This window comes from Fusibacter sp. QWL-12 (genome assembly GCF_058683495.1).
The window spans coordinates 1,397,790-1,413,275 of record NZ_CM178745.1; the positions used below are offsets into that span (position 1 = coordinate 1,397,790).

Here is a 15,486-nt window from a genome sequence, read left to right on the forward strand (position 1 = left end):
CTTTCAGTTATCCAATTAATGTGTTTTCTAGACTTTCTATTAACTTGATCGTTTCAGGTGTTCCCATGATATGAGCGTGTTTTTTAGCTTCAGCTAAATAATGTCGCCCTCTTGCTTCATGTCCGTTTTTTACTAATATAACCCCTAGATAGCCTTCGGCTTCACTTCTTCGCCAAAGTGTATCTACGGTTTCAAAATGTTTAAGAGCTTCTTCAAAATAATGTTTTGCCAAAGCCTCTTCTCCCATTTGGAAGGCGATAATCCCTGCATTTGTATTAAAGATAGAACCACCTCTAATAATATTCTGTAATTTGCAGAGCTCAATTGCACGTTCTACTTCAGCCAAAGCTTCCTCAAGGCGATTTTGCCTTCTAAAAGCTTCAGATATATAGTTATAAGCGGCTGCGATGTTTAGCATATATCGACCTGATTTGCCTAGCTTTTCAAATCCTACAATAGAATCAGAAAAGTAAACTCTCGCCTCTTCATATCGCCCGGACATCAAGCTACTTATACCCATCAATCTCAGTAAAACGGCATCATTTTTTAAAGATCGGTGTAACTCAGAAAGCTTTTCAATTACTTCAGGCATTTGCAGTGTGTGTTCCGTCTGAATCAAGTAATAGAACCACTGAACATATGCCTTAAATAAAAGCTCCTCATCACCACTCTCACTTGCAATCTTTATCAGTTCATCTACCAAATGCATCCCTTCTTCATAAGCACCATTTCTTATAAAGTAGCGTGCCTTCATATGAATAAACTGACCTCTTAGTGTCAGAGTTGCAGCATCTTCATCAATGCGATCAAAGATAAGCTCAAGCTCTTTAAAATAATCCTCTGGATGTCGATCCATAACCACTTGAACCTGAGAATTCACTTCAGGATAAAGCTCATGGCTAAAATCGAAATACGCTTTTAGATATTTAAGATAATACGTCAGATGCTTAACGTTATTGCCAGCACTTTCGTAATGATAAATCAGTTTTTGATAAAGTAGCAAGTCCTTAGAATCCCCAGTCAACCCTTCTTCTAAAAGGCTACCAATTCTATTGTGTAAGATCCTTTTTTTAGTGGCAGGTGTTTGACCGTAGACGTGCTCCCTTAATTTATGATGTGTAAACTTTAGCTTTAAGCTCGTTTCTCCCTCAATCTCTTTAATCAAATATCTTCTCTTAAGTGATTGAATGGTTTCAAGTAACGTATCTTCGTCTGTGATATAGAGTTTACAAAGCAATTCAAAGTCAAGTTCATCGAAAAACATCGATAGCATGCTGATGAGCTTTACTTCATGTGCTTCCAGACCGATAAAACGTGAATCGAGGATACCCTTAAATCGATGTCTGCGATCTGCTAGGTCCTGCTGAATCGCAACTGAACCTTCTACTATAAAGAAGGCATTCCCTTCAGACTCATTATAGATTTGCTTTTTCTGATCGATGCTAAGCGGGCGATCGGTCAAATAATCCATAAAGGCATATGACTCTTCTTCCGAAAAGCGATCTAAAGAAATCAACAGCATTCGATCATATTTATAAAGCTGACCCATAAAATCATCTAAGGTCTCCGAAAACTCATTCCTTACAGTTGCAACAAATACGAAGCCCTCTACATGATGTACCAAGCTAAGCAATAACCTTAAGCTCATTGGGTCCATCCACTGTAGGTCATCTACATAGACGACCAATCGCGTTTTCTTCAGGAGGCGATCAAACAATTTCATCGTCAACTTCTCTAAATAGTCTGAGTTAATGGTTTCTGGATTTTCCATTGACTGACTAGCTGACCACTCATCAAATCCCGGGAAAAATTTCGTTAGCACTTGCTTAGCGAATAGTGGCATCTCAATTCTTTGCTCTTCCAAAAGACTAGAAAGTTGCATAAAAATGTCATTCCACGCCTTGTAAGCATAACCTGATTCTGCTGGATAGCAAGTGGCCTTTAAAACTTTAAAGGTACTTTTATATCGACTTAGGCAGGATTCAAGAAGCTTTGTCTTGCCGACCCCAGCTTCTCCACTGACGATAATCGACTGTCTATTTTGACCAATAGCCGTCTGATGTAATGTTCGTTCAATGATTTCCGCTTCTTTTAATCTCCCAAAGTACGCACTTTGTTCCTTTTCATCGGTTTTTGGGCTGTATATCAAGCTATAATAATGATCCCGAGTTAACTTATCTGGCTGGATACCCATTTCTTCATCTAGCAAAGTTTTTAAATTGTTATAGACCTCGGTAATCTGTTTGTACTGTCCTAAATGATAATGAAGCGTCATCAATTGGCGACTTGAAAGCTCATCGTATTCATCAATTCTATGCATCACAGTTGCGATGACAAGCGCTTCATCATAGGCTTCATCCTGTATCAACTGGTCAATCTTACCTTGGGCAAGTTTTAGATACTTTTGATTAAGGGCATTTTCAACCTCTAATCGCCACTTTTCAAACCCTTCTGCTTCTTTTATGGCAAAGGCTTCTAAAAAACGACCTTGGTATTGCTCTAAAAAGTAACGTTCGTCACCGTCGATGTCAATCTCGATATCGACACTTTTCCCCATCTCAACCATGTGCTTGTTTGGACAGTCAAAGAGTTCGAAGTCTAAGTCTTTTTTGAGGCGGTACAAGCTGTTTCTGAGATTTTTCTTTGCTGTGGCATCCGGTACGTCACACCATATGAGCCCTACGAGCTCATCTCTTGAAACGCGCTTTTCATAAGCAATATAATAGAGTAACGCTTCACTTTTCTTAAGTGAAATCTCAATTAATTGCCCATCAATTTTTACATGTGGTTTACCGAAGAGTTTGATAGATACTTTCATACACGCCTCATTACAAATTTATATACATAGCAAATACTTAATTAAAAACCTCCATTCAAAACGAAAGTGTCTGTGAAAAGAGGTTTTTAATTCGTTAAATTCTGGCTTAATATGATGATGCCATTATAGCACACTCTTAAATTCATCTAAGCAAAGATTAAGTGATTAAAATTTATTTACCACCTGGTACATAGTGTTGGTTAACTAGTGAATTGATCAGTTCATCATCAGCAAGATAAGGTAATGTGATATGATCTCTTTCTCTCATATCATTATAAGCCATCGTTGTTTCGATCGCATGCTCATTTCTCGCCCATGCACGTCTACCAACGCCACCCATAACATCCCAAGGCATTGCATTTTTAAGAATCTCATCCACACGCTCGCTACCATCAAGCACCATACCAAAACCACCATTGATGGATTTACCGATACCGACGCCACCACCGTTATGAAGTGCGATCATGCTCATACCTCTAGCCGCATTACCTGCGAAGATATGTGTGGCCATTTCTGCCATAACATTTGAACCATCTTTGATGTTTGAGGTTTCTCTAAATGGTGAATCTGTACCACCAGTATCGTGGTGGTCACGACCTAGCATAACTGGTCCGATTTCGCCATTTCTAACCATTTCATTAAATTTAAGAGCGATTTTAAGTCTACCAAGTGCATCTTGGTATAAAATACGCGCTTTTGATCCAACAACAAGCTTGTTTTTCTTTGCATCGCGAATCCAAACCCAGTTGTCTCTGTCTTGGAAACGTCTATTTGGATCGATACAGCTCATTGCTGCTGCATCTGTTTTATCCAAATCTTCATCTTTACCACTTAAGCAAACCCATCTAAACGGACCATAGCCATAGTCAAATAAGACTGGACCCATGATGTCTTCAACATATGAAGGCCAGATAAAACCATCTAACTCATTGACGCCATTTTTACAGATTTCCTTAACACCAGCATCATAAACTGCCTTCATGAAGCTGTTGCCGTAGTCAAAGAAGTAAACGCCTTTTTGTGTTAAGCCTTGAATCGCATGATAATGTCTCACCAAAGTTTCGTCTACTAGTTTTTCAAATTGCTTTTTATCTTTCGCAAGTAAATGCGTACGTTCTTCAAATGTGATACCCGCTGGACAGTAACCGCCATCATACACGTTATGACAAGATGTTTGGTCACTTAAAAGGTCTATGTGAACATCATTTGCTACTGCATATTCAAGCAGATCCACGATGTTACCATGGAACCCGATAGCGATCGCACGTCCTTCCGCCATATATTGTTTTGCTTTTTCAAATGTTTCTTCTGGTGTTCTAGTGACTTCACTGATCCAGCCTTGTGTAAATCTCGTCTCGATTCTAGATTCATCTACCTCTGCGATGATACCGACGCCACCAGCGATTTCAACCGCCTTACCTTGAGCGCCACTCATACCACCGAGTCCAGAAGTAACGAAAAGCTTACCTTTAAGGTCGTCATTCTCAGCGATGCCAAGTTTATCACGGCCAGCATTGAGGACTGTCGAATAAGTACCATGTACAATCCCTTGAGGACCGATGTACATCCAACCACCTGCAGTCATTTGACCATATGATGCAACACCTAGAGCTGCTGCTCTGTTCCAGTTTTCTAGATCGTCGAACATACCAATCATAAGACCATTTGTGATAATCGCTCTTGGTGCGGATTTAGGTGCTTGGAACAAACCTGCTGGATGACCCGACTGCATAACGAGTGTTTGCTCATCAGTCATCACTTCGAGGTAACGTTTAATAAGGTGATATTGCATCCAGTTTTGGCATACAGCTCCTGTTTCACCGTAAGTGACAAGCTCATATGGATAAAGTGCAATGTCAAAGTCGAGGTTGTTGTCGATCATAACCTGAATTGCACGACCTTCAACTGTTTTACCAACGTACGCGTCGATGCCTTTCGCTTTTATGTTGCCTTCCGGTCTAAAACGATAGCCATAAATTCTACCCATAGTAAGTAGCTCTTCTAAGAACTCTGGCGCAAGTGTGTTATGCCATTTTTCAGGAATGTATCTGAGTGCGTTTCTAAGCGCTAATGCAACTTCATCTTTATTCAGTGTCAAGTTACGCTTTGGCGCTCTTCTGATGCCCTTTATAAACTCAGGCTGTTTCGGCAATTCAGGGAAAATATCCTCAAGTTTCACCTTCATCGCCATAGAAATATCTTGATTAGTTATCATCGAATCCCTCCAAGTTATATTCTCATCTTTAGACGAAATACTATTCTAAGGTGGAGTTTATCAGTTATGCGTCTATTTTTAGTCCACCTTTATGACAATCTTAGAATTTTATGGACTTTTAATGCCGTTTGCGCTGCGAATCGATGTTCTTCCTTTTCTAGGTTAATCTTCATTATTTCTTGAATTCTTGAGAGTCTATAAAGCACTGTATTGTAATGCGTATATAAGCTCTCTGACATCTTTTTAAGATTACCGTTACATTCAAAGTAAACTTCAAGTGTCTTCACAAGCTCCGTATCTTTGCGTTTATCATAAAGTGCAAGTGGTTCTAATATGTCTTTATAGAAGATCTCAAGTTCACTCTTGATGGCACTGTTGGATAGGATTTTATAGATGCCCATTTCCTCAAAGAAAACGATATCTTCTTCTATATAATAAGTAGCCGCTTCAAGTGCTTTTGTTGCGTCCTGCAAGCTTTTGTGCACTTGTCCAAGACCTTTATAGATTCTTCCAATACCCACTTGAGTACTGTATTTTTTCATTTTAGAACGCAAAATATCGTAGATGTATTTCACGTACTTTTTAACCGTTTGAGCGCCTTCGCCTTCTTTAAGCATTACCAAAACATAAATACGGTCGCTTTTATTTAAGATCATATAAGCGCGACCCATGTCTTTGCAAATCATTTCTATTAAATAGGCGGCTTTTAATGCTTTTTCGCCATCGTCACCACTTGGCTTACCAGATACATTGACATCGAGAATCACAAAGCTCGCATTTTCAGAAAACCTAAAGTTAGCTGCACGCTCAATTGCCTTCGATCGTCTTTGTTCATCAAAAGAAATCAAGTCATCAAAGAACTCGAGTTTGTATTTGTTCTCAACTTCCTGTACAGAAATTTTCTTTAAAAACTCAAGCGCGATAATATTGGATGCCGCTTCAAGGCCAAGTTTGTCATAATTGGAAATCGCTCTATCTTTTCCATAGGTAACAATGTGCCCATACACTTGATTTTTCACAAAAATAGGAATGATTAGGCGTTCGATTTCTCTTTCTTTGAAAGTAATCGTATCCCAAATCATTTTAGAATTTTTACCATCTAGCTGAACGCTCTCTATGTTCTCGTAAAGGAGTGCATAGTCGTCTTCGAAAGTTTTTTTAATGAAATAAGTGTCTTCAAAGTAATAATCTCTGATGAATACTGGGGAAGTAATGGTCTTGTGAATGCTACGCAAAATATCATCTAAATTACCACCATTTACGACGACGTTCATCGTGTCTTTGTGTAAGTTTTCAACGCGCTCAAGTACAGCCGATTGTCTCGCGAACATTTGGCTATAAACGGTAGAAAAAATCTCTGTAAAAGAGACTTCATATTCTAGGTCGAGGATCGCTAGATTAAGTTCAGAACACACCTTGATTACTTCAGGATCTAAAGCTTCTAAATAAGGGGTTACTTTTAAAAACACTGCAGTAACATTTTTCTCTGCAATCTCTTTGAAAAGCTCAATTTGTTCAGAGGCTGATACCTTTAGAAATATTTGACCAGTCGTTAATATGATTTGTCCATCTTGTCCGATCCATTCAATAATTTGAGTATCTAACATAACGTTAACCGATGAAACCGGCATACTGAGATTCTCATGTTCAGTTAATAATTTTGAGGTTTGAAACAAAGGAAGTTCTAGCACTTCTTTTAATGTTACATTCGATTCATTGACCAATTTTTACCTCCCATTTATTACTTTTTCATAATTTTATTATAGCAAAACTGGGAAGTTATACAAGAATGTCTTTTTTCATTGTATGCTTTTGACAATTAAGTGTTTTCACTACTGGTGGACTGCTAATAAAAATAATGCTCTCCGGAGGACCGGTCCTCGCTTTGCTGTGGAGCCTCCTCTGAGCATTATTTTTATTAGCAGTCTAATGTATGTGACATAATCTATTGTCAACGCTTGTAGAGGGGTGACTTTATGTTTGAAGATAGATTTAACATATAATGAAACGTTACAAATAAAAAAGGAGATATTGCAAATGTTTGCAATATCTCCGTATTGATTATTTGAAAGCTAAATTCTAGTAGTCGCCTTGAGCTAACATAGCGTCTGCAACTTTTTTGAAACCAGCGATATTAGCGCCAGCTACTAAGTTGTAACCGAAGCCATATTCTTCTGCAGCTTTTCTTGAGTTTTCATGAATGTTGATCATGATTTGCTCAAGTTTAGCATCTACTTCTTCTGCAGTCCAGTTGTATCTCATTGAGTTTTGGCTCATTTCAAGAGCTGAAGTAGCAACGCCACCAGCGTTAGCTGCTTTAGCAGGACCAACGATTACGCCATGCTCTAAGAAGTAATCAATTGCTTCGTTTGTACAAGGCATGTTAGAAGCTTCGCAAAGGAATTTAGTACCGTTAGCAACGATTGTTTTAGCGTCTTCGATTCTAATTTCATTTTGAGTCGCACATGGGATAACGATATCAGCTTTAACTTCCCAAGGTTTAGTGCTTGCAACGAATTTAGATCCAGGGAATTTATCAGCATATGGAGCTGCTATATCTTTACCACTTGCTCTAAGTTCAAGTAAGTACTCGATTTTTTCACCAGAGATACCAGCTTCATCATAGATGTAGCCATCTGGACCTGAGATTGTAATAACTTTACCACCTAATTGAGTAACTTTTGTAGCAGTACCCCAAGTTACGTTACCAAATCCTGATAAAGCAACTGTTTTACCTTCAAAAGACTCACCGTGAGCTTTAAGCATTTCTCTTGTAAAGTAAGTTACACCGAAACCTGTCGCTTCTGGTCTGATTAAAGAACCACCGTAAGGTAAACCTTTACCAGTTAAAACGCCATTTTCGAATGCGCCTCTAATGCGTCTATATTGTCCATATAAGTAGCCAATTTCTCTACCGCCAACACCGATGTCGCCAGCTGGAACGTCTACGTCTGGTCCGATATGTCTATATAACTCTGTCATGAAGCTTTGGCAGAATCTCATTACTTCAGCATCTGATTTGCCAGTTGGGTCGAAGTCAGAACCACCTTTACCGCCACCGATTGGAAGGCCAGTTAAAGAGTTTTTGAAGATTTGCTCAAATCCTAAGAATTTGATGATCCCGATGTATACAGATTTGTGGAAACGAAGACCACCTTTGTAAGGTCCGATTGCGCCATTGAATTGAACTCTGAAACCTCTGTTTACATTAAGGTTACCAGCGTCATCAACCCAAGGTACTCTGAAAGTGATTTGTCTTTCTGGTTCAGCAATTCTAGCTAAAAGATTAGCTTTAACGTACTCAGGATGTCTTTCGATAACTGGTTCTAAAGATTTGAATACCTCTTCAACTGTTTGCAAGAATTCTGGTTCATTAATGTTTCTTGCTTTAACTTGCTCAAATACTTCTTGAATGTACTTCATTTCAAACATCTCCTTTAAAATGATATGAGGTTACCCCAAGGCAATACGCCCTTTATGCTTCGCGATTAGAGTTTGTTAAAAAAATATTAATCTCTCTAACGCTTTCATCTTAACACATTACACCTACAGTGTAAACTATCTTGAACAGTAAATCTATAAACTTTTTGCAACAGTTATTGCATTTTTTGATGCCCATAGGGTTTTTGTTTGTCCCTCATATTTTTGAGTTTTCTGACTATTGCAAGTTACCGAAATGTACAATTCAATCAATAATGATTATCATTGTATTTGGTCTATTTTCAATTTTTTTCTTATTTTTATCGTTGTGAGAGACCAGTGATGGGTATTATAATGAGGTGACAAAAGGTTGAACATCGATTCAACCGATGAATATAAGGAGGTTTATTATGTACGTAATTAACGATTCATGTATTTCATGTGGCGCTTGTGAACCAGAATGCCCAGTAAACGCTATTTCTGCTGGCGATAGCATCTACGTAGTTAGCTCTGATTGTATCGATTGTGGCGCATGTGCAAATGTTTGCCCAGTTGACGCTCCACAACCAGAATAATTTTATTCAAGTAAAAAAGACCCTATTATAGGGTCTTTTTTTATTATGAAGTATCGAGTTGATATAAAATCTGAAGGTTCAGTGCTCAAATATTTTTACAATCATTATATTGTATACATGCATCTTCTTATACAAAAAATTTCATTGCGTTTTAGATTAATTGTACGCAACTCATTTTTCCGTGCAATAAAAATTTCATAAAAAATATTGTATACATTCCGTAAAAATATTCTTTTATACCCTACTTATACGAATGATTCCGAGAGTATGGTTTTTGTTTCCAATTCTCTAATATTTATAGTACTAATTTCACTTCACATCTAGCTTTAAAAATTTTGCAAGTAATCCTGCGGTACTTGCTTGGAAGGTGAGTGTCACCATAATAGTTGCAAATGTCACTGCAGAAATCACATCCGAATGAGCAACGCCTGAAGTAACAAGCATTCCAGCCAGCGCCGCTGGTATAACGCCTGTCTCACGCACCCACATCAAATAAATAATCTGCTTTCTCGTCCACTCCGCTTTCTTATCAAATAAGATGCACGCAAGCACAGATACAGGTCGAGCAATGAAAATCAAAACACCTACGACGATTAACGTTTGAACAAGGTTGTCCAATAACACACTAAAGCTTAAATGTGTTCCTAATAAGACAAAGATCATCATTCTAAGAATAATCGTCAATACTTCTTTAAATCTTAAATGGGATTGGAATGACTCTTCAGGAATCCAAAACTTAAAGATTTTTTTATTGCCACAAAACATCCCCATAATAAATACTGCCATAAAGCCACTAAAGTCAAAATGGTTGGCGATGAGATAAGAACCTACAACAGAAACCAGTACAAGCTCTGTTGCATACTCTTTGAAAAGGCCTAGCTTATTTCTTTCATCGGTTAAAAGATGTGTCATATAACCGATTACAGCACCTATGGCAAAGCCACCACCTATGGATTTTACCAAATCAAAGAAGCTGTCTAGTGGTGAAAAAGTACCACCTAATATAATAGAAAGCAATGAATAAGTAATCACCGCTCCAGCAGCATCATTGAATGCAGATTCAGAGATAATAGACTGCTTTAATTTGTTGCTGATATTCATTTTCTTAAATAGAGGCACCAGTACTGAGGGATCTGTCGATGCGACAACTGAACCCATGAGGAGTGCATAAGTAAGTGGAATATCAAATACGCGACTTGCTACAAATCCAACGATTGTAGTTGAAATGAGTACACCGACAGTGGCTAGCATTCCAACCGATAGTTTTACTTGATTGAGTACCTTCAAATCTATTTCTCTACCACCATCGTATAAAATATAGGCAGCGCCGAAAGACAAAATGAGTTGATTTTCAACTGGGAACTTTTCAATGTTAATCCAATTTAAGAGTTGGGGTCCAAGGATTATACCAGCTAAAATATATAAAACGACATCAGGGAGCTTCACGAGGTTACTTATTTTTGTAAAAACAAGTCCGACTAAAATAACGAGGCCAACTAGCTCCATCAGTTGGTCCGCAGATTGGATAATTGCGTTTTCCATAATTCCTCCTAGACAAACAAACTTGATTTTACGCCTATTTTTAACAAACTTCAAGTAAAATTTTATGTAATTGTATTACATTTTTAAAGGCTTTTCATGAAAGGACTTTCGGTCACTTGCCTTATTTTGCAATGCTTTTAGCTTGTATCTTCGAAAATAAAAAGACTACTTAGCCCAATGGACTAAGTAGTCTCTAGTTTATACCTATAAAAAGGTACTAATTCCCCTCGTGTTTATGCGTTTCATTTGGTTTAATTTCATACTTATCTGTATGATATTGTACCATCTTACTGATAAACTTTAGTATGGTCTTCTCTTCATTAATCGTTATGTCACTGAGAATAAATTCTAACTCCTTGCGCTGTTCTTCAAGTAACGCTTGATACAGCTCCACTCCTTGGGGCAAAAGATAGCAAATTTGACTTCTACCATCCAATTGATCGGTTTTCTTTTGAATCAGCTTTAAACCAGATAGACGCTTTAGAGTCGTTGTCATCAGGTTTCGATCGATTTCCAAGGTTTTGATTAGGTCATTCATTTTAACTTCACCCTGTTCACCCAGTTGCTTGATTAACAGAAGTTCAACTAAATTGAGCTTTACCTTAAGCTTTTTCTTGAAATAGCCACTTTTGTCCTGCATCAGGATTTTCGTGTTCATACGATCGAGCATATGCGCGATTTCTTTAGTATAATTCGCCATTTTGCCTCCGTCACGCTTAACGACTCATTCGATTAAACGGATGTCATTAAGCTCTTTTTATGATCAATGCTTCACCCATACCGCCACCGATACAAAGTGTTGCAAGGCCATATGTGCCTTCACGTTTCATAAGTTCGTGGATCAGTGTAACTAATATTCTGTTACCTGATGCACCAATTGGATGACCAAGTGCAATAGCACCACCGTTTACATTTACTTTTTCTTTGTCAAAGCCAAGCTCTTTTGTTACTGCTAATGCTTGAGCTGCAAATGCTTCATTTGCTTCAATAAGATCTAGGTCAGCCACGGTTAAGCCAGCTTTAGCTAATGCCTTTTTAGTAGCTGGTACTGGTCCGATACCCATTATTTTAGGATCAACGCCTGCAGAAGCATGAGATACAATTGTACAAAGTGGTTTTAAACCAAGTTCATCTGCTTTTTCTTTGCTCATAACAATTACACAAGAAGCACCATCGTTGATACCAGAAGCATTTCCTGCAGTAACACTACCACCGTCTCTTTTGAACGCCGGTTTAAGTGCTGCTAATTTTTCTACTGAAGTTTCTTTTATATATTCATCTTGATCAAAACGAATTGGATCCCCTTTTCTATTTGGTAAGAAAACAGGAACGATTTCGTCTGCAAATCTACCATTTGCTCTTGCAAGTGCTGCTTTTCTTTGTGAGTTAAATGCCAACTCATCTTGTTCTTCACGAGTTAAGCCCCACTGAGCAACGATGTTTTCAGCCGTCATACCCATATGGTAGTTGTTAAATGCTTCCCATAAGCCGTCCATTACCATAGTATCATATAACTCGCCATTGCCCATTCTTTGACCCCATCTACCACTTTTGATAACATATGGTGCCATGCTCATGTTTTCTGTACCGCCTGCAATCACCACATCATTAGCACCTGAAACGATTGACTGGTATGCCATAGACACAGCCTTAAGTCCAGAACCACAAATCATGTTAATCGTCGTACATGGTACTTCTACTGGATAACCGTTGTTAATCCATGCTTGGCGTGCAACGCCTTGACCGTATCCCGCTTGGATAACAGAGCCTAAGATAACCTCATCTACGCTCTCAGGTGCTACACCTGCTTTTTCAAGTGCTGCTTTAATGACAGTTGCGCCAAGATCAGCTGGTTTGATGTCCTTTAAAGAGCCACCAAAAGAACCGATCGCAGTTCTCATTGCACTTACAATTACTACCTCTTTCATTTGTTGTTACCTCCCTGATTTTTTATCCCTATAATTTTGTGACAATCCCTATCTTACATTTTATCAAAAAAAAAGAATTAGGTCATCCCTAATCCTTTTGTTTCACTTTAATATTCTGTTAAATTATTTATATTGCTTCATTTGATTCTTTTAAGAAGTAAGATACAGTTAGTAAATTGTCAATCAAATGAATGTTTTCTACTATAATATTACTCTTAAGTTTTAAATCTACTGGCGCAAAGTTCCAAATTGCTTTGGCACTTGTTCTTTGAATTTTATCAGCTACGTCTTGTGCACCATCTCTACTTGTACAAATGTAAACAATTTCAACATTATGTTCATTTACAAATGACTCAAACTTATCCATATCAAGTACTTCTACATTGTTGATTTTTAGTCCAATCACCTTTGGGTTAACATCAAACATCGCTTGAAGCTTAAAGCCAAGGCGATCAAAGCTTGAATAGTTTGCTAATGCTTGTCCCAAGTTACCTGCGCCAACGATAACAACATTATATGGTCTTGTTAAGCCCAATATTTTTCCAATTTCATTATACAAATCTTCAACGTTATAGCCATAGCCTTGTTGTCCGAATCCACCGAAATTATTGAGATCTTGTCTAATTTGAGATGCAGTGAAGCCGATCATTTTGCTCAACTCTTTAGAAGAGATTCTCTTTATGTCATTATCAAGTAATTCCTTTAAGTATCTATGGTACTTCGGTAATCTTCTAATTACCGCAACTGAGATATTTTTATCCTTCATACATCCACCTCATCACCAATTTATGTTATTAAAATTATAGCACTTTCGCAGAAAGAATGTCAAATATATAACAAGGCGTTTAGCCTCTCGAATCTCTTTTTATTTTATATGATTTACGTTATAATATCTAGTGACTTAGTAATAATTTTTTCACAAGTTAAAAATTTACTCGTATCTAGTATCACGAACACAAATGAAATGAGGATAACATGATCGCACTTTCTTGTAACAACTTATATAAATCATATGGCATCGACAGTATTTTGGAAGACATTCAATTTACAGTTAATGTTCAAGATAAAGTCGGTTTGATTGGTGTTAATGGTGCCGGTAAAACGACACTTATGAAAATATTAATGGGTATTGAAACCAAAGATGAAGGCGATTTATTTGTCGGTAAGGATTTGGTCGTTGGCTATCTTGAGCAAAATACAAGCTTGGACATATCTGAGTCCATCTTTGATTATTGCGAAGCTGTTTTTGAGGATATCTATAAAATAGAGCACGAAATGCGTGCTCTCGAGCTTCTTATGGCTACCGATCATTCTGAGTCAGTCTTAAACGAATACAGCCATCTTCAATCCGAGTTTGACCGACTGGAAGGATACTCAATTAGTAGTCGCATACGTGGTGTACTCGTGGGACTTGGTTTTGAAGAAAGTGAGTTCCAAAAGTCCATTAACCTTCTCAGTGGTGGTCAAAAATCTCGAGTTGGTATCGCTCGATTGTTACTGAGACAACCCGATATTTTACTTTTGGACGAACCAACGAATCACTTGGATATTGCAGCAATTAATTGGCTGGAAGGTTTTTTAAGAGATTATCCTGGTACTGTCATCATGATTTCACATGACCGTTACTTCTTAGATCAAGTAGCAACAAAGATATTTGAAATAGAGGATGGGGAACTTTCTGAATACAACGGTAATTACTCTCAATTTATCATCCAGAAAAAAGCATTTTTTGAAGCGGAACTCAAACGCTATGAAAATCAAAAAAGGGAAATAGATAAGCAAGAAGCCTTAATTAGAAAATACAAAGGCCATGGTACTGAGAAACTCGCTAAAAGGGCTAAATCGAGAGAAAAACGTTTGGCACATATGGAAATCATCGAGCAACCTAGAATTTTTAAGGCGGTTTTCCATATGGCACTTAAAGCAAGTGAGCCTAGTGGTAAAGAAGTACTAAAGGCTGAGGGTCTTTCAAAAGCATATCCAGGCAAGGACGTCTTTAAAGATGTTTCTTTTGAAATGTATCGCGGTGAACGCATCGGTTTAATCGGTCCTAATGGCGTGGGTAAAACGACACTTTTCAAAATCCTTCTTGGCGAACTCTCTCAGGATGAAGGTAGATTTAATTTTGGTCATCACGTCTTACCTGGTTATTACGATCAAGAAATGAACAATCTCGTTATGGAAAATACAGTTTTGTCTGAAATTCACGACGAACATCCGAACATGAGCCTAACAGAGGTTCGGAATTTACTCGGTGCATTTCTTTTCCATGGTGAAGATGTCGATAAAGTTGTTTCAAAGCTCAGTGGTGGTGAGCGAGGCAGATTGTCCCTGCTCAAACTCATGCTTTCGCCTTCGAACCTTTTATTCCTAGATGAGCCTACGAATCACTTGGATCTTTATTCAAAGGAAACCCTTGAGGAAGCACTTACCAATTACGATGGCACTATGATCACCATTTCACATGACCGATATTTCTTAAATAAGCTATGTACTAAGATTTATGAAATGACGCCTGAAGGTATAATCGTCTATTGGGGCAACTACGATTACTATTTACAAAAGCTTGCTGAACAGAAACAACTTGAAACGCAACCAGAGGAAGAAATAACACTGACAAAAACCAAGCAAAAAGAACTGATGCGAAAAGAAAAAGAAAAACAGCAGGAGAATAAAAAAACAAAACTTGCAGTTAAAACCTTAGAAAAACAAATTGAGCTTTCTGAAAATGAGCTTCACGACCTTGAAGAATCACTTTATCTTCCAGAGGTTTATGGTGATCATATAAAAGCCGCTGAGGTACAAAAAAAGATCAATGGACTTAAGGAAGAGATTGAAAGACTTTATTCTGAACTTTACGAATTGTTAGAAATATTATAATTTGTTCAGAAGTCCTAGTTCGTTATCACTAAAAACGTTCTAGACAAATGGAATAATTTCATTATAATAAAAAATAAGAATAGCGTGAGAGCAATTTGGATTTACAGA

Annotated in this window: 10 protein-coding genes; 2 read left to right on the forward strand and 8 right to left on the reverse strand. The window is 37.7% G+C overall.

The window, feature by feature from the left end; genetic code table 11:
* Positions 1-7 precede the first annotated feature (7 nt).
* The 4 genes from AC4PID_RS07085 to gdhA form a co-directional block, all read right to left on the reverse strand.
* Positions 8-2,818 (reverse strand): ATP-binding protein, encoded by a 2,811-nt coding sequence (locus AC4PID_RS07085; RefSeq protein ID WP_492134871.1) that lies wholly within the window; start codon positions 2,816-2,818, stop codon positions 8-10.
* A 172-nt stretch (positions 2,819-2,990) separates the two neighbouring features.
* Positions 2,991-5,033 (reverse strand): urocanate hydratase, encoded by a 2,043-nt coding sequence (gene hutU / locus AC4PID_RS07090; protein ID WP_492134872.1) that lies wholly within the window; start codon positions 5,031-5,033, stop codon positions 2,991-2,993.
* Positions 5,034-5,122: 89 nt separating this feature from the next.
* A complete protein-coding gene (locus AC4PID_RS07095; protein WP_492134873.1) occupies positions 5,123-6,757 on the reverse strand; it encodes a PucR family transcriptional regulator in 1,635 nt (544 codons plus the stop codon).
* 355 nt (positions 6,758-7,112) lie between these two features.
* Positions 7,113-8,456, reverse strand: a complete 1,344-nt coding sequence (gene gdhA / locus AC4PID_RS07100) for an NADP-specific glutamate dehydrogenase (RefSeq protein ID WP_492134874.1) — start codon at positions 8,454-8,456, stop codon at positions 7,113-7,115.
* A 404-nt stretch (positions 8,457-8,860) separates the two neighbouring features.
* Here gdhA and fdxA point away from each other — a divergent pair, with 404 nt between their 5' ends.
* Positions 8,861-9,028 carry a 4Fe-4S ferredoxin gene (gene fdxA, locus AC4PID_RS07105; RefSeq protein WP_492135368.1) on the forward strand — a complete coding sequence of 56 codons (168 nt, stop codon included), beginning with the start codon at positions 8,861-8,863 and terminating at the stop codon, positions 9,026-9,028.
* Between the two features lie 309 nt (positions 9,029-9,337).
* Here fdxA and AC4PID_RS07110 read toward each other — a convergent pair whose 3' ends face one another.
* The 4 genes from AC4PID_RS07110 to AC4PID_RS07125 form a co-directional block, all read right to left on the reverse strand.
* Positions 9,338-10,570, reverse strand: coding sequence for a cation:proton antiporter (locus tag AC4PID_RS07110; RefSeq protein ID WP_492134875.1), 1,233 nt, complete (start codon positions 10,568-10,570; stop codon positions 9,338-9,340).
* Between the two features lie 217 nt (positions 10,571-10,787).
* Positions 10,788-11,270, reverse strand: a complete 483-nt coding sequence (locus tag AC4PID_RS07115) for a MarR family winged helix-turn-helix transcriptional regulator (RefSeq protein ID WP_492134876.1) — start codon at positions 11,268-11,270, stop codon at positions 10,788-10,790.
* A 46-nt stretch (positions 11,271-11,316) separates the two neighbouring features.
* Positions 11,317-12,498: an acetyl-CoA C-acetyltransferase gene (locus tag AC4PID_RS07120; protein WP_492134877.1), complete on the reverse strand. Its 1,182-nt coding sequence runs from the start codon at positions 12,496-12,498 to the stop codon at positions 11,317-11,319.
* A 127-nt stretch (positions 12,499-12,625) separates the two neighbouring features.
* Positions 12,626-13,264 carry a redox-sensing transcriptional repressor Rex gene (locus AC4PID_RS07125; RefSeq protein WP_492134878.1) on the reverse strand — a complete coding sequence of 213 codons (639 nt, stop codon included), beginning with the start codon at positions 13,262-13,264 and terminating at the stop codon, positions 12,626-12,628.
* 209 nt (positions 13,265-13,473) lie between these two features.
* Here AC4PID_RS07125 and abc-f point away from each other — a divergent pair, with 209 nt between their 5' ends.
* Complete coding sequence (abc-f, locus tag AC4PID_RS07130; protein ID WP_492134879.1) at positions 13,474-15,378, forward strand: ribosomal protection-like ABC-F family protein; 1,905 nt, start codon at positions 13,474-13,476, stop codon at positions 15,376-15,378.
* Positions 15,379-15,486 lie beyond the last annotated feature (108 nt).